We start from the raw sequence: 23,446 nt of genomic DNA, 5'->3' as shown, positions 1-23,446 counted from the left end.
TTATTCAGTTCAAAGTCCGAGGTATTGCTTCACCGCTGGCAGACCATCCTTGCCATCGACGGTCTTCACGCCCGCAAGCCATGAATCGAGCACCTGCGGATTCTTCTTGAGATACGCCTTTGCCGCTTCGGCGGGGCGTTCCTTGTTCATCACCGGTTCCATGAGACGGTTTTCGAGATCGGTATTGAACTTGAGGTTCGATACGAACTTGCCGGCGTTCGGGCAGCGTGTGAGGAAGTCGGTATTCGTGAGCGTGTAGACGCGCGCTTCGCCATAGTTGGGGCCGAAGACTTCATCGCCGCCAGCGAGATAGTCGATCTTCATCTGAATGTTCATGGGATGAGGCTCCCAGCCAAGAAACACGACCGGCTTCTTGTCGCGAATGGCGCGTTCCACCGTCACCAGCATGCCCGCCTCGCTCGATTGCACGAGCTTGAATCCGCCGAGCCCGAACTGATTCGTGTCGATCATCTTCTGAATCTTGGCGTTTGCGCTGCTGCCCGGTTCGATGCCGTAGATCTTGCCGTCGAGCTCATCGCGATGCTTGGCGATATCCGCGAACGACTTGATGCCCGCGTCATACGCATAGCTCGGCACGGCAAGCGTGGCCTTCGCGCCAGAGAGATTCGGCGGATCGAGCTTCTGAATGCTCTTCGATTCGAGGAACGGCTCGACCGCCTTTTCCTGCACCGGCCACCAGTAGCCGAGCGACACGTCGATCTGCTTGCTCTTCAGACCCGCGAGCGAAATGGGCACGGAGGCGACCGTGGTCTTCGGCGCATAACCGAGCCCTTCGAAGACGACGGAAGCGAGCGCGGTCGTCGACGTGATGTCGGTCCAGCCGATATCCACGAAGCGCACGTTGCGGCAGCTCGCATCATCGGCGGCAAGCGCGAAGGCGCCGTGAGTCAGTGCGGTCGCGGCACAGGCGCCAGTCAGGAGCAGTTTCGAAACCAGGCGATGTCTCATGGCGTGCTGTTCCGGTGAGGGTTCATTGGATGCCGGTTCGTCGTGCCGGCGTGCATCAAAAGTAACGCCGCATAAAGGCGAACGAACGACCGCTTGCGACCGCGACTTGACCGCATGCGACGTGCTAGAAGAAAGGCCTGCGAATACGGGCCACGCCGGATTGCGCGGGCTTTTTGTGCTTGCTAGCGTGGAGCGTTCATCCAAAGCGCCACACGCCATTCGATGCCCGTTCCCCAAGACTTCCACTTCCTGCTGCTGCCCGAGTTCTCGTCCATTGGCTTCATGTCGGCGATCGAGCCCTTGCGGGTTGCAAATCGCTTCAGCGGCGAGTTGTATCGCTGGCATATCCTGTCGCCCGATGGCGGGCCGGTGGTCGCGAGCAACGGCATCTCGCTGAATGCGGAAAGCGCGTTCGACAGCGTGACACATGCGGATACCGTGTTCGTCGTATCGGGATTCGAGCCGCTCGCGCGCTATACACGCGGCATCGGCGAGTGGTTGAAGCGGCTGGATCGCGCGGGCGCGACGCTTGGCGGCATCGATACGGGCAGCTTCATACTCGCCGAAGCCGGCCTGCTCGCGGACAAGCGCGCGACGTTGCACTGGGAAGCGGCGGCGGCCTTCGCCGAGCGCTATCCCGCGATAGAAACGAGCCAGGAGTTGTTCGAGATCGATACGCGGCGCATTACGTGCGCGGGCGGCACTGCGTCCATCGACCTCATGCTGGACCTGATCGCGCGCGATCATGGCGCGGAACTCGCGGCGCAAGTGTCGGAGCAGTTCGTGCTGGGGCGCATCAGGCAGCGCTCGGACCATCAGCGCATGAAGATCGCGGCGCGCTATGGCATTCACAATCGCAAGTTGATTCAGGTGATCGGCGTGATGGAGCAGCATATGGAAGAGCCGCTCTCGCCCGATGAGCTCGCGCAATCCATCGGCGTCACGCGACGTCAGCTCGAACGCCTGTTCTGCACCGCGCTAAAGGACACGCCGACGCATTTTTATCTCGGGCTGCGTCTCACGCGCGCACGCGAACTACTGCAGCAAACCGATATGTCGATACTCGCCGTGTGTGTCGCGTGCGGATTCGAATCGCCGTCGCACTTTTCGCGGACGTATCGCGCGCGCTTCAATGCGAGTCCGCGGCAGGACCGCAGCGCGTTGCGCGCCGTGCCTGCCGCCGCATGATCTTCGTCTCGCTAGAACGAGTGCCGCATGCCGATGCGCACATCCGACTGCGTATTCGAAGTCGACGGCGTGAAGCTATAACCGATGACGGCATCGATCGGACCCGACGCACGCAGATAATCGCCGGATACATAGACGTCGGTACGCTTCGAAAGCAGATAGTGCAGTCCGAGCGAACCCTGGTTCCAGTGATTGCCTTCGAAGCGCGTGTGCTGATAACCGCCGTAAAGCGCGAGATCCGGCCTGAACGAATACGACGCGCCGCCTTCGTAGACTTGCATATGCGAGGTCACGCCGAGGCCCTTGATGGTCGTGTACGTGAAGTTGCCCGAGAGCATCAGGTCGCCGAGCGTCCACGCGCCGCCGACTGCAAAGGCGCCTTGTTTATCGACGGGAAACGAATTCGTGCTGTAGAGGTCCGTGACTGCGCCCGTGGCCGGATCGACCGATACCGTCGGCTGGCCCAAGAACGTGCGCGCGCCGATCATCGCGTAGGGATCGAACGCGTAAATGCCGAACGGGTTGTTCAATTGCGTATAAGCCGCGCCCACGTTGAAGGTGTTGGCCGCATAGTGCGCGCCCACGCTCCACGCGCTGTTGCGATGAAAGTCGCCCGCGTTATTGCCGAACGAATACATGCCGCCGAAGGTGAAGCCCGCGATATTGTTCGAGAGGAACTTGACCGAGTTCGGCAAGCGGTCGCCGTTCATCCGGTCGAAGTCGCCCTGGTGGATGGCATAGCCGCTTCCCCATGCCGAGATGTTGTAGAGGTAGACCATCTCCTCGGTCATATCGAGCTGATTACCGAACGAGATTTGCCCCCACGGGTTCTTGAGGCCCACATAGGCTTGCCGTCCAAACTCCGCGCCGCCGAATGCATAGCGCCCGGTCCCGAGGCGGAAGCCCGATTCCAGCGCGAAGATCGCCTGCAGTCCGCCGCCCAAATCTTCCGCGCCACGAAAGCCGATGCGGTTGCCGTAGGACACGCCATCGTCGAACTTCACGACATGCGAGCCACCGGTGTTGTTCACATAGGTGATGCCTGCGTCGAGAATGCCGTAGAGCGTCACGCTGCTCTGCGCGTGCGATAGGGCCGGCGCGCCTGCCGCGCTCGCCGCGAGCGCGAGTCCCGCAAGACTGGAACGACGGCCGCGGGCGAGTCTCGAAACGCTTCGTGCGGCATGTCCTCTTCTCATCTGCTGCTCCTCTTCTTGTGGGTTGTCGTGTCGTTGAAGGTTGCTGATCGTTCGTCGTGTCCTGCTGAAAGTGCTAAAGACTGCCGCTGAAACGCTGCATTTCGATGCATCGGCGTGCGTGCGCCAACGTCGTAAAAGTAAGGCCACATATAAGCCACGGCTCGACCCGGTGCGACGCAAACATGTCCAGTTGCGACTCGCGCTCATTTGCAGCCCTTCTATTTCGGACATGCCCGATATCGGATTCCTCTGCTCCTACCCATACTTCTGAATCTGTAAAAAAGCGCTACATCGCAACATCTGCATCAACCACTGATCGAACATGACCACTCGCTGCCTGAGCATCTTCCACGTCGACGCCCCTCACGTTCTTGCCAATCACAAGCACTACAGCTCTCGCATGGGCTATGAGCACACCGCTGTTTCCATGGCGGGTATGCAGGGCAAAGCCCAACGAACGCTTCTCAAGTACGAACTCGTGCTGCATCACTTGCGGCAGATGCCTGAAATGGCTTTGCTCGTCTGCTTCAGCGAAGACTGCCTCGTGCTGAACATGTATCCCGTCGAACCCATGGCCGAAGGAAGGCAACATCTGCTTCCTTCGCTCAACGGCAACACGGGCAGTCATCAGGCCGCCGTGCAGGTCTGGCGTAACACGAAGGACATTCGCAACTTCATCGTTCGTTGCATCGGCGAATGCAAGATCGGCGGCGCAACCGATGACGAAGAAACCTTGCTCGCCCCGCTCGACGTCATCGAACCGATGGGCGAGCGCGGTGGTGTCACGTGCGCCATGTTCTGCAATCCACGCTTCACGCCTGTCTGGGCTACGTATTCGAATCTGTGGACCATCGTGATGGACGAAGAGAAGATGTACGGCTACATTCATCCGAGCTTTCGCAACGCGCTCGCCGAGCACATCAACGATTGCCAGCAAAAAGGCGCCCGCCTGCTCGATTTTTCAGCCCATGCGAATGTGCCCGCCGAACCCTTCAGCGTCTACAACCCCGGCCAGCCCATCGCGCTCGTGACCTACTACACGGCTAACGTGCGCGAGTACGGCGCAATCGCCGAATTGAACTTCAAGCGTTATTGCGAGCGTCACGGCTACACGCTCTACGTCTATCGCGATACGCCCGCCGAGGTGGAACCAGGCACGACGGGCACCTGGCTCAAGCCGTGGTTCCTGCGCAAATATCTGCCGCATCACGAATGGGTCATGTGGGTCGATGCCGACATTCTTTTCGTCGATCAATCCAAGCCGCTAGAACCGCTCTTCGCGAATCGCGATCTTCTCGCCGCGCACGACATCGGTCCTTGGATCATCAATGCAGGCGTGCTCGGTTTCAAACGCACGGACCACAATGTCGAGTTCGTCGAAGAGATCTATCGCGCCGTGAGCGCCGCGCCCGACAAGTCGAGCACGTATGCGAACGGCGGCGATCAGACGATCATTGCAAACCTCTTGCGCGAACGTCTCGACTGGGCGCTCGAGGACGGACTGGACTGCATCGGCATCAATACGCCGTGGTATTTTCAGCAGCCTTCCAGCCTGATGGTCCACTTCCTCGCCATCCAGTCGCCCATGCGCGCCATGCTGATGTCGCAGCAGGAACGCGTCAGCTTGCAACTCAACTGATCGTTTTCGATCACTTCACCCCGAGCGCGGTCTGAACGGCTTCCAGGCCGTTCCCGCCGCTCGCAGTCGTCACACCATCGAGCCACGTCTTCAGCAGTTCCGGATGCCGTTTCAATGCGTCCGTGGCGGCTGTATCGACGCGCGTCTTCTTCTCCAGCACGTCGGTTATCACGCCGTTTTCCAGATCTACGTTGAACGCCATCTGCTTGAACAGGCGGCCGACGTTCGGGCATTGCTGCTCGTAGCCGTTACGAGCCACCGTGTTGACCGTCGCGCCGCCGAAGTTCGGGCCGAAGTATCGATCCCCGCCATCGAGGTAGGCGAGCTTGAACTTGGTGTTCATGAGATGCGGCTCCCAGCCCAGAAACACGATCCACTTCTTGTCCCGCACCGCGCGATCCACTTGCGTGAGCATGCCCGTCTCGCTCGATTCCACGAGCTTCCATCCGCCCAGCCCAAAGGCTTTGTCGTCGATCATGCGTTTGATGTTCTGATTCGCGGGCGCGCCCGGCTCGATACCGTAGACGCGGTCATCGAACTTGTCGGCGTTCTTCGCGAGATCGGCGAACGAATGCACGCCGGCTGCGGCGACATAGTCGGGCACGGCCAACGTGAACTTCGCGTTGGATAGATTGGCGCGCAACACCTGCACCGATTTGTCGTCGATGAACGGCTTCACGAGCGGCGCCTGCGCCGGCATCCAGTTGCCAAGGAACACGTCGATCTGGCCGTTCTTGAGGCCTTGATACGTGATCGGCACAGACAGGTTCGCCACGTTCTGCCTGTAGCCGAGCGCTTTCAGAATGACGCCGCTCATCGCATTGGTGGCGTCGATGTCGGTCCATCCCGGACCTGCCATGCGCACCTGCGTGCAGGTCGAGGGATCGGCGGCGAATGTGGGCGAGACCACGGCGACGAGCGCGGCAACAATGAGCGCATGAAACAAGGGCTTTTTCATGGGGCGTTCCTGTCGTTGGAGTTGCTGGTGACTAGCGCGGGACTAGCGCTCGACCGCTGGAAAGCGCGCCATGGCTTCGAGCGTATCGAGGTCAATGTGATTGCGCATGTAGCGCTGGCTCGCATCGACATGCGGCTGCCAGTCCCACGACTGGATCGCACCTTGCGTGGTCGCGGCGAAATGGAAATGGCGGCGGCGCTGACTCTTGAGCACATCGCGATGCAGCGCTTCCAGGTCCCAGCGTCGCGCGATCTCATCGCGGAACGCGGTGACCTGCGACGCGTGCCGCGCATCGCTCGCGAGGTTATTGCGTTCGAGGGGATCGGCGGCGACATCGTAGAGTTGATCGGGATCGACACTCGTATGGATGAACTTGTAGCGCCCCCGCCGGATCATCACGATAGGCGCGATTGCACCTTCCGCGAGGAACTCGCCGATGGCTTCGTCATGGCCGTCCGCGCCCGCGAGATGTGGCACGAGGCTTTGCCCGTCGATGCTATCCGGCCACGCTGAAGGCGCATCGCCGCGCGCAAGTTCGACGAGCGTGGGCAACACATCGAGATGCGATACCGAAGCGCTCACGCGATGCGCATCGAAACGCTTCGGCGCATGCACGATCAAGGGCACACGGCAGCCGCCCTCGAAAAACGTCATCTTGTACCAGAGGCCGCGCTCGCCGAGCATCTCGCCGTGATCCGACGTCACGACGATGGTTGTGTCATTTGCGAGACCCGCCTGTTCCAGCGCTTCGAGTATCGATGCGAATTGATCGTCCACGTACGACACCGCGCCGTAATACGCACGGCGAGCATTGCGAATCTGTCTCTCGGTTGGCGGCGTGCGATCCGTCTCGCAGACATGACGCAGGCGCTGCGAATGCGGATCGCTGGCTTCGAGCGAATCGCGATACGAAGGCATGTCGATGTCGTCATCGCCATACAGGTCCCAGTATTTTTTCGGAATGGCATACGGGTCATGCGGATGCGTCAGCGACGCGACCATCATGAACGGTCGTACGTCTTTGCCCGCATTGCGCTCGCGCGCGATATCGAACAGCTTCTGACGCGTGGTGAAGGTCACTTCGTCGTCGAAGTCGAGTTGATTCGTGCGCACGCACGGACCTGCGTCGATCACGGAACTCATGTTGTGATACCACGAGGGACGCGCCTCGAAATTCTCCCAGTCGGGCGTCCAGCCGAAATCGGCGGGATAGATGTCGGTCGTCAGCCGCTCTTCGAACCCGTGCAACTGGTCCGCGCCGCAGAAATGCATCTTGCCGGAAAGAATCGTGCGATATCCCTCGGCGCGCAAGTAGTGCGCGAACGTGAGCGTCTCCGAAGGGAACTCGGCCGCGTTGTCATAAGCGCCGATTTGCGAAGGCAGCTTACCCGCGAGCAGCGAAAAGCGTGACGGCGCGCAGAGCGGACTCGCGCAGTAGGCCGATTCGAACACCACGCCTTCACGCGCGAGCGCGTCGATGCACGGCGTCTTCGTCACTCCGTTGCCGTATGCCGCAAGCACGAACGGCGTGAGCTGATCGGCCATGAGAATAAGGATATTTTGTTTTGTCTCAAGCATGAATGCATACCTCGAATAGAATCGACAGCGGACACGCGCATGGCGATGCAGGTTCGCTTCATGTGACTATTGCCGTTCAAATGGCCGCTGTGAAGAGAGCAAATCGTTATGCGCCCATAAGGGGGATTTATGCCGCGCCAGGACCGTCTACCGCCCATGCAGGCGCTCTCGATGTTCGAGTCCGCCGCGCGTCTCGCGAGCTTCACTGCCGCCGCGCGTGAACTCGGCTCGACACAGCCCGCCGTGAGCCAGCGCGTGGTGCAACTCGAAGAAGCGCTCGGCGTGCCGCTTTTCGAGCGCGGGCACCGGGGCGTCACCTTGACTGAAGACGGCGCGCGTCTCTTCGAAGCGGTCCGTCAAGGCCTCGATATCATCCGCACGGCTACCGGCGAGATTCGCGCGCGTAACGCTCAGCGCACGCTCACGCTGTTGACCGATTTCGGCTTCGCGACTTACTGGCTCATGCCGCGCCTGCCGCAATTCAAGGCGCTGATGCCCGATGTCGATGTGAAGATCGTCACCTCGCAAAATGTATCGGATGCCGACGGCGAACCGGCGGACGTGGTGATCGCATTCGGCAGCTCGCGCGCGCAGTGGAGTTCGCCGCACGCCATCCGGCTCTTTCCTGAAAGCGTCGTGCCGGTATGCAGCCCGGCGCTCGTGGCACGCAACAAGCCGTCGAGGGCGGCCGATCTGCTCGACTTGCCGCTCTTGCATTTGCAGGCTACGTTGCCCGAACGCTGGCTTTCATGGGCCGGCTGGTTCGAGGCGCATGGGCTGAGCGCGCCGCCGGCGCAAGGCGGCTTCACCTTCAACAGTTACGCGCTCGTCACGCATGCGGCCGTGATGGGCCAGGGTGTCGCGCTTGGCTGGGCGCCGCTCGTCGATGACCTCATCGCCAAAGGTCATCTCATCGCGCTCGACGATACCCCGCTCGTCACCGATCGCGGCTACGTGCTCGTCACGCAACGCGAGCCGTCTGCCGTCGTGCGCGCGTTCAGCAACTGGCTGCTCGATGAATGCGACGTGATCGCCTGACGCTTGCATACCAGCGCGACGGCGCTTCGCTTCTATCCGTCGTGCCCGTGCATTTGCTCTACTAGCGATAACGTTCGCCGCACGAGCGGCGTGGCGACCTTTATCGAATGTGGAGCGTGCATGTCCGCTGAAACCCGTCCCAATCAACTGGTGCTGACCGTTGCGTGTCCGAGCGCGGCGGGGCAAGTCGCCGCCATCGTCGGCTTTCTCGAACGCCATCATGGTTATATCGACGAACTCACCGTGTTCGACGACGACCTGAGCGAACGCTTCTTCGTGCGCTGCGTGTTTCATGGCGCAAGCCGAGACGACACGCTCGATCTGCCGATGCTGCAGCGCGAGTTTGAACCCATCGCCCAACGCTTCTCGATGAACTGGTCGATGCACGATCTCAACGCGCGGCCCAAGGTGCTCATCATGGTGTCGAAGCTCGAACACTGCCTCGCGGACCTGCTGTTCCGCTGGCGCATGGGCGAACTGAAGATGGATATCGTCGGCATTGCGTCGAATCATCCGGACCTGGCGCCGCTTGCAGAACAACACGGTCTGCGCTTTCATCATCTGCCGATCGCGGCCGATACCAAGGCGCAGCAGGAAGCGCGTCTGCTCGATCTCTTCGAGACATCCGGTGCGGAACTGATGATTCTCGCGCGCTACATGCAGATTCTTTCCGGCGATACGAGCCGCAAACTCAAGGGCCGCGCGATCAACATCCACCATTCGTTCTTGCCTGGCTTCAAGGGCGCGAAGCCCTATCACCAGGCGCATACGCGCGGCGTAAAACTGATTGGCGCCACTGCGCACTTCGTCACCGACGATCTCGACGAAGGCCCGATCATCGAACAGGAAGTGGAGCGCGTGGATCACTCCTATAGCCCCGAGCGCCTGCTTGCAACGGGACGCGATGTCGAATGCATCACGCTTGCGCGCGCCATCAAGGCGTTCACGGAACGGCGCGTGTTCATCAACGGCGAACGCACTGTCGTTCTACGGTAAGCACAAAAAAGGGGTGCCGCGGATTCGCGGCACCCCTTCTTGATCCAGGCGCTGAGACTTACTTCACCCAGCTGTCCACGCGATCGCCATGCGCGCCGATCCATGCATCGGCGGCGGCTTGCGGCTTCTCACCGTTTTGCGTCGCGAGCATCACGCTGTCGATTTCACCCGGCTTCCACTGGAATTTCTTCAGGAAGGCCACGACCGGCGGAGCCTTCTTTTCGAGTTCCGGATTCACCACGCTATCGACGTGTTCCGCTTCGCCGAAGACCTTCTTCGGATCTTCGAGGAATTTCAGCTTGTACTTCGCGAACATCCAGTGCGGCTTCCAGCCGGTCACGATGATCGGCTTCTTCGCCGCTTCCGAACGCGCAAGTTCAGCGGTCATCGCGCTGCCCGAACTCGGCATCAGCCTGTAGTCGAGGTTATAAGCCTTGATGGCTTCGCTCGTCTTTTGCATCACGCCCGCGCCCGCATCGATACCGACGATGCGCGAATCGAATTCGGCCTTCTTCGCTTCGAGGTCGGTCAGGCTGTTGGCATCGACGTTTTCAGGAACGATCAGACCAATCTTCGCATCATTGAAGTTGGGTCCGAGGTCGACGACCTTCGTCTTGAAGTTGTTCCAATACGCACCGTGCGTCACCGGCAGCCACGCGGACAGCGTCGCATCCAGATCGCCGCGCGCCACGCCCTGCCACATTACGCCTGCCGCCACCGGCACGAGTTGCACCTGATAGCCCAGCTTCTTTTCGATGATGCGCGCCGCCACGTTCGACGTCGCCACGCTGTCGTCCCAGCCTTCGACGTAGCCAATCTTGATGGTCGGTTTATCTTCGGCGTTTGCGCCCATGCTCGTGGCCAGTGCCGCAGCCATGGCGCTCAGCACGAACAGTCTTCTCATCGCTTTCATTTGATTTCCCCTTTGCGGCCCCACGCCGTAGCGTCCAGAATCACCAGCCAGAATTGGCCAGTAACGCACTTTTCCGACACTCAGTTGTCCAGAAGCGACGCCGAGTTTTATTTGTCCACCACGAGGTCGCTCAAAGGCTTGCTGCAGCACAACAGCACCATGCCCTGATCGATTTCGCGCTGACGAATGCCGCCTGCGTGCTTCATGCTCACTTCGCCCGATACGAGCTTGACCTTGCATGTGCCGCACATGCCTTGCGTGCACGATGAGGGTAAACGCACCCCGGCTTTCTTCGCGGCATCGAGCACGTTCTCGTTGCTACCGCATTCGATGTCGCGCCGGATCTTGGCGAAGCTGACTTTGTATGTCGTATCGACAGGCGCCGCTGGTCGAGGCGCAAAGCCGACTGCCTCTTCACGCGCTTCCACGAAATCGGTCTGTGTGGCGATGGCGTCGGCCACGTGCGCGGTCGTCAACTGCGATGCGACCTCCGCAATGGTCTCGAACGAGAAGCTCTCTTCGTGATAATGCTTGCGATCGAAACCGCCTTCGTCGAGAAGATCGCGGACCGCCTTCATATAAGGCGCGGGACCGCACGTGAAGATCTCGCGTTCTAGATAGTCCGGTGCAATCAGCTTCAGAAGCGGCAAGCTGAGAAAGCCCGTCACACCGGCCCAGTTCGTGCGCGTGCCCACGCGCTCGCAAACGAAGGCCGTGCGAAAGTTCGTCTGATTCGATGCAATGAGATCCAGCTCGCGCGAGAAGATGATGTCGTCGGGTGTGCGCGCGCTGTGCACGAAAACGATATCCGCGTCCTCGCCGAGTTCGTGATGCGCGCGGCTCATCGACATGAGCGGCGTGATACCCGACCCCGCCGAAAGAAACAGGAACTTGCGCGCCGGATGCCGCGCACAGGTGAACTCGCCCGAAGGTCCGAGCACACGCACGCGCGATCCCGCAATTACGTTGTCATGCAGCCAGTTCGAAACCTTTCCGCCCGGTACACGCTTGACCGTGATCGAAATGGTGTGCGGCCGCGTGGGCGAAGAGGAAATCGTATAGCAGCGATTGATCTGCTCGCCGTCGATATCGAGTTCCAGTGTAATGAACTGCCCCGGTTCGAACACGAAGCTGCGTTCGCTCGGCGCCTTGAAGAAAAAACTCTTCACGTCGTGCGTTTCCTGCCGGACGTGACAGCAGACGAGTGTGTCGTCGGTATCGCTATTCCAGCGCGCGGGCAGCGCCCCCCAGAACCGCGGCTGGGTGACACGGCTTGCAGTCGGCTCGAACGTGGCCTGATCGCGCATCATGTTTTGCCTCTCGAACGCGCTTAGCGCATGAAGGAAACGACTTTCTCGCCATGCGTGACCACGTCCTTGTCGGGCGTGTTCGCATAGTTATCGAGGCGGCCGATATACCACTCGCAGAACTTCTCCACGAGCCCTTCGGTGAACGGCGAATACGGGCCCGGCTCGTAAGCGCTGCTCGTTGCACCCAGCTGCGAATACTCGACCAACGTGCGGTCCTGTTCGTTCGTTGCGCGCCACACGGCGGTGAGATTGTCGACGTCGTAATCGATACCTTCGCGCGCGTCCTTATGCACGAGCCACTTGGTGCGCACGAGCGTTTCGCCCGCGGACAGCGGAATCACGCTGAACGTGACGATGTGATCGCTCATGAAGTGATGCCACGAATTCGGTTGCGTCCAGAACGACAAGCCGCCCAGGTCCGCGCGCTCGAAGCCGCCAAGCAGCTTCTTCGATGCCACCTTCGCGTCGAGCGTCTGCGATTCGCCATCGCGGTCGAGTGGCAGACGTTGCGTGCGAAAACCGGTGACGAGATCCGCCAGACGTTCGATCTCGGCGGAAGGCAGGTTCATCGCTTCCCATTGCTTCGTGCGTTCGCTCACCGTGCGTTCGAACGCGGCCATGCCGTCCTCGTTCGCAGGGGTGCGTTGATAACCGAAGCCGTATTCATAGAGCGAAATGGTCAACTCGGGATGGTTTGCCACGCAGTGATAGCACTCGCGGTTGTTCTCCATCGTGAGCTTCCAGTTGCCCTTTTCCACGATGTCGATGCTCGCCGCGATCTTGCAATCGGCGAGACCGTGCGGCAAAAGATACGGCTCCATCGACTCGCGCAGCACGGAGAAATCGGCGGGCGGTTCATCGGCGAGACAGATGAAGATCAGGCCCGCGAGGTTCTGCACATGAACCTTCTTGAGGCTATGTTTGCAGCGGTCGAACTGTTCGCCCATGTGTTCGGCGAACATGAGGTCGCCGTTGAGGTTATAGGTCCAGCTGTGATACGGGCACACGATATTGCCGAGCGAGCCTTTCTCCTGATTGCAAAGACGCGCGCCGCGATGACGGCAGACGTTGTGGAACGCGCGAATCTGCATGTCGTCGTCGCGCACGATCAGGATCGAATCGTTGCCGATATCGACGGTCGTATAGTCGCCCGGCTCCGGCACGTCCGGCTCGATCGCAACCTGAATCCAGTGCTGCCGGAAAATCGCGTCCAGGTCGAGCGCGTGAATCTCGTCGCTCGTGTAGAACGGCGCTTCGAGCGTGTGGCCCTTTTTGCGGCGTTCGATCATTGCGCGAACGTCTGCCGAAACTTTCATCGTGTGCTCCGTTGTGCGTCACGTCTGGTGCCCCGCCAACACCCCTGAAATGCGGGCTTGCTGCGCTTTGAACTTAATAATCCACCAGTTGATGCTCGCGCAAATACGCCAGGATCACTTGTGCTTTTTCGACGGAACTCCCTTCAATTACGACGCTTCCGCCACGGCTTTCGGTCGTGGTCGCGGAAAGCATGCGGGCATGGCCGGTGCGCTTTTCGGGCGCGGCGAGGCGCTTGGGCTTCGCGCTCACGGGGCCGACGCTCCATGCGCTCGCTTCCGGATCGACAGGCGCGGCCGCTGCAACCGGTGCGACGCGTCCTTCGCGCATACGCGCATACGCGTAGCGCGGTGTCGCGTTGGCGAGCGGATGCACGGCGATGAGCGCGGGCAACTGCACGCGCACACGACGACGCAAGCCCTTCGGCATGAACTGGCGCACTTCGACGCCTTCGTTCGTCACGTCGATATCGACAGCCGAGCCGACTAGCGCGACGTTCAACGCATCGGCAAGCCGATACGGCAACGTGCCGCTATCGAACGCGCCTTCGGCACGCGTGCCGGTCAAGACGAGTCGATAACCCGCGAGACGTTGCGCGAGTGCCGCGCAGGCATCGCCCGGTGTGTTGAGCACTTCGACGCGCGGCGCGCCCAGTGCGAGATATTCGGCAAGCGCGGGATTGGCGGGGTCGCCTGCATGCAGCACATCGAGTTGCGCGCCGTGTTCCTTTGCAATGTCGATACCGAGGGCGAGCGCGGCCGCGTCGTTGCGGCTATAACGCGCCGTGCCGCTAATAGGATGCCGGCCAGTAGAAACGAGAACGGCTATTTTCATGCGTACGCTCCTTCGGCAAGCGTCGCCGTCTGCAGGATCGGGCTGCCATTGGTACGCGATGCACGCGCGGCCGACGCCGCGTCCGTCAGCGCCTTGATGGTCTCTTGCGTATCCGCGACGATGGTCAGATCCGCACGCTTGGCAATGGGCGCGCTCGCATCGAGATTGACCGCGATGACATGCCGGCAATCCTTGATGCCTTGCAGGTGCTGCACCGCGCCCGAGATGCCGAACGCGATATACACGCTAGCTTCCACCGTCTTGCCCGTGGCGCCGATCTGCTTGTCGCGCGAGAACTTGCCGTCGTCGACAGCCACCCGGCTCGCGCCGATAGCCGCGCCCAAGGTGCTTGCCAACGCTTCGAATGCGGGCACGTCCGTCACGCCGTTGCCCGCCGAGATGATGAAGTCCGCTTCTTCGAGCGCGACTTGGGCCGCGTCCATTTCCTCGATGCCGAGATCGACATACGCGCTCGGCATCGTCGCGGGCACGACGTCTTCGCTATTCACGCGCGCGCCTGCGCCGACGTAAGGCAGCTTGGCATCGACCGCATTCGGTGCGAGCAAGATCACATCGGGTAGCGCACGCAATGCCACCGCGCGGCCAGCATGTGCATACGCAGCGACGTGCTGAAGGTCGAGTTCCACCACGTGTGTGGCGATACTCGCACCGGCGCGCGCCGCGTAACGCCGGCCGAGATCGCCGTCGCCGGTTGCGTTGTCGGGCATGAAGACATGCACGGGCGTGAACGCCGCGACGCAGGCAGCGAGCGCGCGCAGTTCTTCATCCGGTGCGAAATGGCGGCGATCGAAGCCGGGCAGCTCGATATAACGATCCGCGCCGAGCGACGCCGCATCGTCACTGAACGCGCCGAACGCGATCAACACGACTTCGGTTTCATCGTCCGCGAGCAAGGCGGCGGCGGCCAGTGCCTGACGGCCGTGATCGTCGAGCGCGCCGCGATCCGTATGCGCCGCCACCAGCACCGCGCGACGCGACGCTTTCGCCGTGCGGCGCGGCTTCGCTGCATCATGGTGTGTTGCTACGAAGTCAAGCAGCGCGCCGCTGCCGATCTCGCCGAGCGTGATGCGCTTGAGCCCCGCGCTCGTGACGATAAACGGCCTGCGCGGATCGATTCGTTTGATGTTGTCGTTCATCGTGTTACTCCAGCGCCGCGGCGACCAGCTCCGCCACGTCGAGCACTTCGGGACGCGCGCCGACCACGCCTTCGAGCATCGCGGTGCAATTCGGGCAACCCACGGCGACCACTTCCGCGCCTATCGTGCGGGCATCGGCAATGCGGATATCGGGAATGCGCTGCTTGCCGGGAATGTCGGTCAGGGGCGCGCCGCCGCCACCGCCGCAGCACCGTCCGCGCATGCCGTTACGCTCCATTTCCACCACCTTGACGCCGATGGACTTCAGCAGCTTGCGCGGCGCTTCGGTCTCGCCGTTATAGCGGCCGAGATAGCACGGATCGTGATACGTGATCTTCTTGTCGGCGAGCACGGTCGCGGCCTTCGGCGAGAGCTTGCCGTTCGCGACGAGTTCAGCCATCAACGCCGTGTGATGCTGCACTTCATAGAAGCCGCCAAGCGCGCGATACTCGTTGCGCAAGCTATGCAGCACATGCGGGTCCGCCGTCACGATGCGCCGGAACGAATACTGCGAAAGTGTGCCTATGAGCTTCTTCGCACATGCCTGAAAGGTGGCTTCGTCGCCGAGACGACGCGCCGTATCGCCGGTGTCCGTTTCAACGCCGCCGAGCACCGCGTAATCCAAGCCTGCCTTGTTCAGCACCTTCGCCAACGCACGCAGCGTGCGTTGATAACGCATGTCGAACGCGCCTTCGCCCGCGATCAACAAGACATCGACGGGACGACCCGGTTGCGCGACCTGCACTTGCAGATCCACCGACCAGTCGTAACGCGCGCCGATGTCAAACCCGTTCGCGCTGCCCGTTTCACGCAGATTCGCAAGCGTGATCGGACCCTTCCCCGGGACGTTGCCTTCCACGAGCGTCTGATTGCGGCGCATATCGACGATGGCATCGACGTGTTCGATCAGCATCGGGCACTCTTGCACGCAGGCGCGGCACGTGGTGCAGGACCAGATGGTATCGGCTTCGATCATCGTGGAGATGAGCGGCTTGCCCGGTGCGCCCGAATGCCTGCCGACCGGAATGCCGGGGGTCGGGCTGCCGGCGTAGAGCGCATCCGAACCGCCGACCATGCCGACGACGAGATCCTGAATCAGCTTCTTCGGATTGAGCGGTTGTCCCGATGCGAACGCGGGGCACGCCGCTTCGCATTTGCCGCATTGCACGCAGGCATCGAAACTCAGCAACTGGTTCCAGCGAAACTCGATGGGCTTGCTCACGCCATATTCCTGCGCATCGAGTACGGGCACTTTGAGCGCGGTGGGCGGCACGACATCGTGCTCGTTTTTCGCTGCAAAGCGCTCCTGACGCGGATGAAACGCGAGATGCAGCAAGCCCGCCATCGCATGCTTCATCGGGCCGCCTTGCGCTGCGCCGAAGGTCATCGTGTATGCGCCCGCCGCGATCAGCAATGCAACGATGATCGCGAGTGCACCCGACATCCACGAAGCCGGCAACAGCATGAACAATGCAAGACCAAGCGCGAATGAACCGAGCAGCAAAGGCAGGCTGTCCCACGGTCCGCGTGACAAACGCGCGGGCACTTCCTTCGCGCCGTGTCTGCGACGGTACACGAACACCGCGCCCACCAGCATGACGATAGCCGCGAGGAAGATCAGCTTGTCGAGCCACGGCGAATAGATGGCGAGGCCGTAGTTGAGGAATACGAGCGCCATCGCGAGAATGGCGCCGCCAGCGGTTGCAACGTGCGTCTTCGCGATATACGGATCACGCGCGACCACATGATGCAAATCCACGAAGTAACGCTTCGGGATGGTCAGCAGGTTAGCCCAGCCATAAGCACCGGCAGTCGTGGCGCGTCCTTCTCGCCAATAGGCCGCGCGCTTCATCACGGCGAAGGCGAGACCCGCCACCGATACCCACAGCAAGACGGTGATGACAAACACGGGGTTCATCGTCTAAAGCCCTCGTCAGAAGTCTTTGCAAAGACGCAGCGCGTCGTAGATCGCGCCGTGGATGTTGTGCATGGAGATGCAGTCGCCGACGCGGAACAAGAGAAAACGCCCGTTTCCAAGCTCTTCCGAAAGACACGGCTGCGCTTCCGATGCAAAGAGCTTGTGCACATCCACCTGGCCGCGATTGAGCGATTCGGGTTTCAGCTTCCAGTACAGGGAATCGTTGGGCGTGCTGCCGTTCTCGATCACGACCTGATCCACCGCGCGCTCTTCCTGTTCTTCCGTGTACTCGTTGCGGATCACGGCAATCTTCTTCCCGTCTTCCTCGTACACCTTGTCGAGCCAGTAGTTCGGCGTATGGATCACGCCTTGCGCATAAAGCCTTCTATAAAAGATGGGGAACGTGGTGCCGCCGACGTCATCGGCGACCTTCACGTCCGGCGTCACGATCTCGACATTGCCGCCACGGCTCGAGATGAAGTCCGCGACGCCCGCGCCCGCATGCGTGCTCACGCCGTCATAAACGAGCACGTTCTTGCCCGGCTCGACCTTGCCCGAGAGAATGTCCCAGGCGCTCACCGCGAGACCTCGTTCGACGCCCCATGAAGGCACTTGATCCGTGAACGACGAGCCGCCCGTCGCGAGCACGACGATGTCCGGCTTCTCGGCCATGATGGCCTTGTCGTCGGCGGCGACACCGAGACGACGATCCACGCCGAGCCGCTTCGTTTCCATGTCGAACCAGCGCACGATGCCCGCCATCTGCTCGCGCTGCGGTGCCTTCGCGGCAAGCATGATCTGACCGCCGACGTAATCGTTCTTCTCGAACAGCACGACATCGTGACCGCGCGACTTCGCCACGCGCGCCGCTTCGAGTCCCGCGGGCCCTGCGCCGACCACCACGACTTTGCGCTTCGGCCCGCGCGTCTTTTCGATGACATGCGGCATGGTCGCTTCACGCGATGTCGCCGCGTTCTGCACGCACAACACATCGAGTCCGTTGTACTGCCGGTCGATGCAGTAGTTCGCGCCGACGCACTGCTTGATCTCGTCCTCGCGGCCGTCGCGAATCTTGATCACCATATGCGGGTCCGCAATCTGCGCACGCGTCATGCCGACCAGATCGACCATGCCGTTGGCGAGCAGACGTTCCGCCTGACCCGCATCGCGAATGCTTTGCGCATGCATGATCGGCAGCTTCACGACCGACTTGATGCCCGCCGCGAGATGCACGAAAGGCTCGGGTGGCAGCGCCATCGGCGGCATGCAGTTGGCGAGCGTGTTATGCGTATCCGCGCCCGAACCGATCACGCCGATGTAATCGATGAGGCCCGCTTCAGCCATCGCTTGAGCGATCTCTTTCAATTGTTCGTGATCGAGACCGTCTTCATGGAATTCGTCGCCGCACATGCGCAAGCCAATTGCGAAGTCGGCGCCCACGGCTTCGCGCACGGCCTGCAGCACTTCCTTACCGAAGCGCAGACGGTTTTCGAGCGAACCGCCCCATTCGTCCGTGCGAAAGTTAGTGCGCGGACTCCAGAACTGATCGATCAAATGCTGATGCGCCGCCGAGATCTCGACGCCATCCATGCCCGCATCCTTCACGCGCTTCGCGGCCGCCGCGAAATCCTGAATGATGCGCTTGATCTCTTCCACTTCGATGATCTTCGCGTTGCCGCGATGCACTGGCTCCCGCACGCCCGAAGGCGACATCAGATGCGGCCAGCTCTCGCCGTGCCACGCCGAACGTCGGCCCATGTGCGTTGCCTGGATCATGATCTTCGCGCCATGCCGATGCATCGCTTCGGCCAGCCGCGAGAGCGGGTCGATGACCTTGTCGGTCGACAGGTTCACCGACTTCCACCAGCCTTGCGGGCTGTCGATCGACACCGGGCTCGAACCTCCGCAAACGGCTAGCGCCACGCCGCCCTTCGCCTTCTCTTCGTAATAGCGGATATACCGGTCGCCGGGCAGACCGCCTGGCTCGGCATAGACCTCGGCATGCGCGGTACTGACGATACGGTTACGCAAGGTCAGTTTGTTCAGCGTGAGTGGCTTGAAAAGGTTCGGGTAACGCATTGCGGGCGACCTCGGAAAGGTTTTGCTTTGAAGCCTTTATTTCGATGCGAGCGGCGACACTTCGAACACACAATGCTCGCAGCCTTCCGCGGCGCATTGCGTTTCGACCGAGTGCGAACGCGGCCCCTTCTTCGTGCTGTCGGGTGCGGTGTCGTTGACCCAGTCCAGCGCGCCGGCGAACCATCCGGCGAACATGTAGCAGAGCTTGCCGTGCTTGCCCGGTTGCGCGAGCACGAAGGACGAGTGACGCAGATGCACGCGCGCCATGGCGCTCTGCGGGTCGGATTCGACGATATCGAAGAGACCCCAGCCGCGTTGCGACAGGCGCTTCAGGTAATGCTCGAACACCGCCATGCCCGCTATGCCGTGCTTGTCCGCCTCCTTGTCGCACCAGTGATAAGCGGACTTGTAGCCCGCCTCGTAGAGAATCGCGGCGTAAGCTTCGCGGCCGAGCGCTTCTTCCACGGCCACGTGGTTGTTGGTGAAGAAGTGGCGCGGCACATACAGCATGGGCAGCGCGTCGGTAGTCCAGACGCCCGTTTCTTGATCGACGTCGATAGGCAGTTGCGGTTGCATCGCGGGTTCCCTGTTCTTGTTGGAGTCAGACGTTCCAGACTTCGCCGAAGAAGCGCATCCAGTTCTCGCCCATCACCTTCTTGATACGCGTCTCGCCCCAGCCCGCTTTTTCCATCGCGGCCGTGAGGTTCGGGAACTCGCCGATCGTGCGAATGCCTTCCGGATTCACGACCTTGCCGAAGTTCGTCAGACGGCGATAACGGCCCTTGTCGTGCGTGATCCAGTCGAAGAACTCGGTGCTGTAGCCTTGCGTGAAGTCCGTGCCGATGCCCACCTTGTCTTCGCCGATCACGTTGATCACGTAGTCGATGGCTTCGAGATAATCGTCGACGGTCGCGTCCGGGCCTTTCTTCAGGAACGGCGAGAACATGGTCACGCCGACGAAGCCGTTGGCGTCCGCGATCTCTCTCAGCTGATCGTCGGTCTTGTTGCGCGGATGGTCCTTGAGTCCCGAGGGACAGCAGTGCGAGTACGTGACAGGCTTCTTCGAGCAGGCGATGGCATCGGAAGAAGTCTTCGCGCCCACGTGGGAAAGATCGACCATGATGCCGACGCGATTCATCTCGTGGATCACTTCCTTGCCATAACCCGAGAGTCCGCCGTCCGGTTCATAGCAGCCCGTGCCGACCAGGTTCTGCGTGTTGTAGCAGAGTTGCACCACGTTCACGCCGAGCTCCTTGAACACTTCGATATAGCCGAGGTTGTCCTCGAACGCATACGAGTTCTGGAAGCCGAAGATGATGCCTGTCTTGTTTTCCTTCTTCGCGCGCAGAATGTCGTCGGTCGTGCGCACGAGCGTGAGAATCTCGCTGTACTCGCGAATCTGTTGCTTCATCTCGGCGATGTTGTCGATCGTCTTCTGGAAGTCTTCCCAGACCGAAACCGTGCAGTTCACCGCGGTGACGTTACCTTTGCGCATGTCCTCGAACACGGAGCGCTCGAACTTGGAGATGTTCAGGCCGTCGATGATGATGCTGTTGTCGTGCAGAGTGCTCATCGTTGATAACTCCGTGTGCTTAGTAGATGGGGAAGCGTTCGCACAGCGCGAAGATCTCGCGGCGCACGCGTTGTTCGGTTTGCGGATCGCCTTCCGGATGCTCGCGCAGCGATTCGAAGACTTCGAGAATCAGGCGGCCGGTTTCGCGGAACTCGTTGACGCCGAAGCCGCGCGTCGTGCCTGCCGGCGTGCCTAAGCGAATGCCCGAGGTGACGGTCGGCTTTTCGGTATCGAAGGGAATGCCGTTCTTGTTGCAGGTGATGCCCGCGCGTTCCAGCGCGTGCTCGACCTGATTGCCCTTGAGGCCTTTCGGGCGCAAATCGACGAGCAGCAGATGGTTGTCCGTGCCGCCGGTGACGAGATCGACACCACCTTCCTTGAGCACTTCGCCGAGCGCTTGCGCATTTGCGAGCACGTTGTCGATATACGTCTTGAAGTCCGGCCGCAGCGCTTCGCCGAAGGCCACCGCCTTGCCTGCTATCACATGCATCAGCGGGCCGCCTTGCAGGCCGGGGAACACGGCCGAGTTGATCTTCTTGGCGATGTCTTCGTCGTTCGTGAGGATGAAACCGCCGCGCGGACCGCGTAAGGTCTTGTGCGTGGTGGACGTGACCACGTGCGCATGATCCACGGGGTTATCGTGACGCCCCGCCGCGATGATGCCCGCGATATGCGCCATATCGACCATGAGCTTCGCATCGACGCTATCGGCGATCTTGCGCAGACGCGCGAAGTCCAGTTTGCGCGGATACGCCGAGAATCCCGCGATCAGCAATGACGGCTTGTGTTGCTTCGCGAGTTCCTCGATCTGCTCGTAATCGATCAGCATGGTGTCGCGGTTCACACCGTATTGCACCGCGTTGAACCACTTGCCCGAAAGCGCGGGCTTCGCGCCATGCGTGAGGTGACCGCCCGCATCGAGCGACATGCCGAGAATGGTGTCGCCGGGTTTGGCGAGCGCAAGCATCACGGCGCCGTTGGCCTGCGCGCCCGAATGCGGCTGCACGTTGGCGAACTTCGCGTTGAAGAGCTGCTTGATGCGATCGATGGCGAGCGCCTCGACTTCATCGACGAATTCACAGCCGCCGTAATAGCGCTTGCCCGGATACCCTTCCGCGTACTTGTTCGTGAGCACCGAGCCTTGCGCTTCCAGTACGGCGCGCGACACGATGTTTTCCGACGCGATCAGTTCGATTTGCGATTGCTGGCGCTCCAGTTCTTTCAGGATCGCGCCGCGCACCGAAGCGTCGCTGGATGCAAGCGGGGCTTCGAAGAAGGGATTCGAGTTCGACATTGGCAGGTCCGTGGGTCAAGTGTGACGGCCGTTCGACGGCGGTGCGGGTGGCTCTTCGGATGCTTTTCCGTTTTCCGTCGCGGCCGTAATCGTTGCGTCTATTCTTGACTTTCGTCCTGCCGGTCAATTTACGAATTTAGACGTGTTCTTGGCCTTTTCCGACATGCGCGTCTTTTTTCGACAAGTGGCGCGATGGATTTCGGTGTAGCGATTTATTCGGTGCGCCGCTGCACTGTCGCGGAACGCCCGTGCGCATCGACGGTGCGCGCCCTTGCTCGTGGAGGGTCGGCGAGGAAATCGCGTCTATATGAAGCATGCACGATGCCTCGCGAGGCTCAGGGTTTAGCCTGATGGCATGGTAGTTGCAAACGAAACCAAAATGCAAAAAGTGGCAAAGCGCCGCATCTGACGGCGTCAAACAATAGATTCGAAGGAATCATTCCTCACATGTCCCCCGATCGCACGGCGTCGCTGTCGCACTTCGCTTTCATGCCGCTTCCCAACTTCACCATGATCGCTTTCACCAACGCGATCGAAGTCCTGCGCATGGCGAACTATCTGACGGGGCAGCCGTTGTATCGCTGGTCGATCGTGAGTCCCGATGGCGGTCCCGTCACCGCGAGCAACGGCTTGTCCGTCGATACAGGTCCGGTGGAATGCGTGGGACAACCCGATATCGTGTTCGTGGTCGGCGGCATCGATGTGCAGCGCGCGACCACGCCCGCACATCTCGCCGCGCTGCGCCGCTTCGCCCGCATGGGCAGCGTGCTCGGCAGCCTCTGCACCGGCACTTATGCACTGGCTCGTGCGGGCTTACTCGCGGGCTATGCGTGCGCGATCCACTGGGAGAACATGTCGGCGCTCAAGGAAGAGTTTCCCGACACGCGCTTCCTGAAGGAACTGTTCGTGATCGACCGCGATCGCGTCACGTGTACCGGCGGCGTCGCGCCGCTCGACATGATGCTCAATCTCATCGCATCCCGCGTGGGTACGGCGCGCGTGACACAGATCGCCGAGCAATTCATCGTCGAACATGTACGCGATACGAGCGCGCAGCAGCGCATGCCGCTCGTGGCACGACTCGGATCGGCCAACAAGTCGCTCTTCGAAGTGATCTCGCTCATGGAGAACAACATCGAGGAGCCGCTGTCGCGCGAGGAACTGGCGCGCCTTGCCGGCATGTCGCAACGGCAATTGCAGCGGCTCTTTCGCGAGCATCTCGGCATGACGCCGACGCACTACTATCTCACGCTGCGTCTGCGGCGCGCGCGCGAACTGCTGCTGCAAACCGATATGTCGATCATGCATATCACCATGGCTTGCGGCTTCCAGTCGGCGTGCCACTTCTCGAAGAGTTATCGCGATGCCTTCGGAACCGCGCCCACGCGCGAACGCCGCAAGCAAGCGCCTTCACTTGCGGCGGTTGCACCTTCGGCGCTGGTTGCCTGATATCGGTTCGAACAAAAAGAGCCGTTGGCTTGCAACAGCCAAC

General features: G+C 61.1%; 19 protein-coding genes. 5 read left to right on the top strand and 14 right to left on the bottom strand.

Translation table 11 applies throughout. The features are described from left to right. Positions 1 to 9: 9 nt before the first annotated feature. Positions 10 to 969 carry a choline ABC transporter substrate-binding protein gene (locus tag NCT04_RS15590; RefSeq protein WP_250466440.1) on the bottom strand — a complete coding sequence of 320 codons (960 nt, stop codon included), beginning with the start codon at positions 967 to 969 and terminating at the stop codon, positions 10 to 12. A gap of 222 nt (positions 970 to 1,191) precedes the next feature. Here NCT04_RS15590 and NCT04_RS15585 point away from each other — a divergent pair, with 222 nt between their 5' ends. Further along, positions 1,192 to 2,157, top strand: a complete 966-nt coding sequence (locus NCT04_RS15585; protein WP_250466439.1) for a GlxA family transcriptional regulator — start codon at positions 1,192 to 1,194, stop codon at positions 2,155 to 2,157. An 11-nt stretch (positions 2,158 to 2,168) separates the two neighbouring features. On the opposite strand, the gene NCT04_RS15580 is transcribed toward NCT04_RS15585, so the two are convergent. Beyond that, the gene (locus NCT04_RS15580; RefSeq protein ID WP_250466438.1) at positions 2,169 to 3,353 is read right to left on the bottom strand and encodes a porin; all 1,185 of its coding nucleotides are present in this window, start codon (positions 3,351 to 3,353) and stop codon (positions 2,169 to 2,171) included. Between the two features lie 322 nt (positions 3,354 to 3,675). On the opposite strand from NCT04_RS15580, the gene NCT04_RS15575 reads away from it, so the two are divergent. After that, positions 3,676 to 4,992, top strand: coding sequence for a glycosyltransferase family protein (locus NCT04_RS15575; RefSeq protein ID WP_250466437.1), 1,317 nt, complete (start codon positions 3,676 to 3,678; stop codon positions 4,990 to 4,992). A gap of 10 nt (positions 4,993 to 5,002) precedes the next feature. Here NCT04_RS15575 and NCT04_RS15570 read toward each other — a convergent pair whose 3' ends face one another. Together NCT04_RS15570 and betC are read right to left on the bottom strand one after the other, a co-directional pair. Further along, a complete protein-coding gene (locus NCT04_RS15570; RefSeq protein WP_250466436.1) occupies positions 5,003 to 5,950 on the bottom strand; it encodes a choline ABC transporter substrate-binding protein in 948 nt (315 codons plus the stop codon). Between the two features lie 42 nt (positions 5,951 to 5,992). Then, positions 5,993 to 7,528 carry a choline-sulfatase gene (gene betC / locus NCT04_RS15565; protein WP_250466435.1) on the bottom strand — a complete coding sequence of 512 codons (1,536 nt, stop codon included), beginning with the start codon at positions 7,526 to 7,528 and terminating at the stop codon, positions 5,993 to 5,995. Positions 7,529 to 7,657: 129 nt separating this feature from the next. Between betC and NCT04_RS15560 the strand changes: the two genes are divergently transcribed. Together NCT04_RS15560 and purU are read left to right on the top strand one after the other, a co-directional pair. Beyond that, positions 7,658 to 8,566: a choline sulfate utilization transcriptional regulator gene (locus NCT04_RS15560; protein WP_250466434.1), complete on the top strand. Its 909-nt coding sequence runs from the start codon at positions 7,658 to 7,660 to the stop codon at positions 8,564 to 8,566. A 120-nt stretch (positions 8,567 to 8,686) separates the two neighbouring features. Further along, positions 8,687 to 9,562, top strand: coding sequence for a formyltetrahydrofolate deformylase (gene purU, locus NCT04_RS15555; RefSeq protein ID WP_250466433.1), 876 nt, complete (start codon positions 8,687 to 8,689; stop codon positions 9,560 to 9,562). A gap of 58 nt (positions 9,563 to 9,620) precedes the next feature. Here purU and NCT04_RS15550 read toward each other — a convergent pair whose 3' ends face one another. The 10 genes from NCT04_RS15550 to NCT04_RS15505 form a co-directional block, all read right to left on the bottom strand. Then, on the bottom strand, positions 9,621 to 10,475 hold the full coding sequence (locus NCT04_RS15550) for a glycine betaine ABC transporter substrate-binding protein (RefSeq protein ID WP_244829046.1): 855 nt from the start codon (positions 10,473 to 10,475) through the stop codon (positions 9,621 to 9,623). A 107-nt stretch (positions 10,476 to 10,582) separates the two neighbouring features. Next, positions 10,583 to 11,785 carry an FAD-binding oxidoreductase gene (locus NCT04_RS15545; RefSeq protein ID WP_404989431.1) on the bottom strand — a complete coding sequence of 401 codons (1,203 nt, stop codon included), beginning with the start codon at positions 11,783 to 11,785 and terminating at the stop codon, positions 10,583 to 10,585. Between the two features lie 20 nt (positions 11,786 to 11,805). Next, positions 11,806 to 13,101: an aromatic ring-hydroxylating oxygenase subunit alpha gene (locus NCT04_RS15540; protein ID WP_250466432.1), complete on the bottom strand. Its 1,296-nt coding sequence runs from the start codon at positions 13,099 to 13,101 to the stop codon at positions 11,806 to 11,808. A 73-nt stretch (positions 13,102 to 13,174) separates the two neighbouring features. After that, on the bottom strand, positions 13,175 to 13,933 hold the full coding sequence (locus tag NCT04_RS15535) for an adenine nucleotide alpha hydrolase family protein (protein WP_250466431.1): 759 nt from the start codon (positions 13,931 to 13,933) through the stop codon (positions 13,175 to 13,177). Continuing rightward, on the bottom strand, positions 13,930 to 15,090 hold the full coding sequence (locus NCT04_RS15530) for an electron transfer flavoprotein subunit alpha/FixB family protein (RefSeq protein WP_250466430.1): 1,161 nt from the start codon (positions 15,088 to 15,090) through the stop codon (positions 13,930 to 13,932). Before NCT04_RS15530 ends, NCT04_RS15535 begins: the two co-directional genes overlap by 4 nt. A gap of 4 nt (positions 15,091 to 15,094) precedes the next feature. After that, positions 15,095 to 17,008 (bottom strand): (Fe-S)-binding protein, encoded by a 1,914-nt coding sequence (locus NCT04_RS15525; protein WP_250466429.1) that lies wholly within the window; start codon positions 17,006 to 17,008, stop codon positions 15,095 to 15,097. A 15-nt stretch (positions 17,009 to 17,023) separates the two neighbouring features. Beyond that, positions 17,024 to 19,087 (bottom strand): NADH:flavin oxidoreductase, encoded by a 2,064-nt coding sequence (locus NCT04_RS15520; RefSeq protein ID WP_250466427.1) that lies wholly within the window; start codon positions 19,085 to 19,087, stop codon positions 17,024 to 17,026. Between the two features lie 36 nt (positions 19,088 to 19,123). After that, complete coding sequence (locus NCT04_RS15515) at positions 19,124 to 19,663, bottom strand: DUF5943 domain-containing protein (protein ID WP_250466425.1); 540 nt, start codon at positions 19,661 to 19,663, stop codon at positions 19,124 to 19,126. 25 nt (positions 19,664 to 19,688) lie between these two features. Next, positions 19,689 to 20,660 carry a dipeptidase gene (locus NCT04_RS15510; RefSeq protein WP_244829039.1) on the bottom strand — a complete coding sequence of 324 codons (972 nt, stop codon included), beginning with the start codon at positions 20,658 to 20,660 and terminating at the stop codon, positions 19,689 to 19,691. A 19-nt stretch (positions 20,661 to 20,679) separates the two neighbouring features. Continuing rightward, positions 20,680 to 21,954 (bottom strand): serine hydroxymethyltransferase, encoded by a 1,275-nt coding sequence (locus NCT04_RS15505; protein WP_244829038.1) that lies wholly within the window; start codon positions 21,952 to 21,954, stop codon positions 20,680 to 20,682. Between the two features lie 447 nt (positions 21,955 to 22,401). Between NCT04_RS15505 and NCT04_RS15500 the strand changes: the two genes are divergently transcribed. Next, the gene (locus tag NCT04_RS15500) at positions 22,402 to 23,403 is read left to right on the top strand and encodes a GlxA family transcriptional regulator (protein ID WP_244829037.1); all 1,002 of its coding nucleotides are present in this window, start codon (positions 22,402 to 22,404) and stop codon (positions 23,401 to 23,403) included. The last annotated feature ends 43 nt before the right edge of the window (positions 23,404 to 23,446 follow it).

It is taken from the genome of Caballeronia sp. GAFFF2, from assembly GCF_023631485.1.
In the GTDB taxonomy this organism is placed as follows: domain Bacteria; phylum Pseudomonadota; class Gammaproteobacteria; order Burkholderiales; family Burkholderiaceae; genus Caballeronia.
The sequence above is the reverse complement of the archived record's forward strand: the minus strand, read 5'-3'. Positions and strand labels throughout refer to the sequence as shown.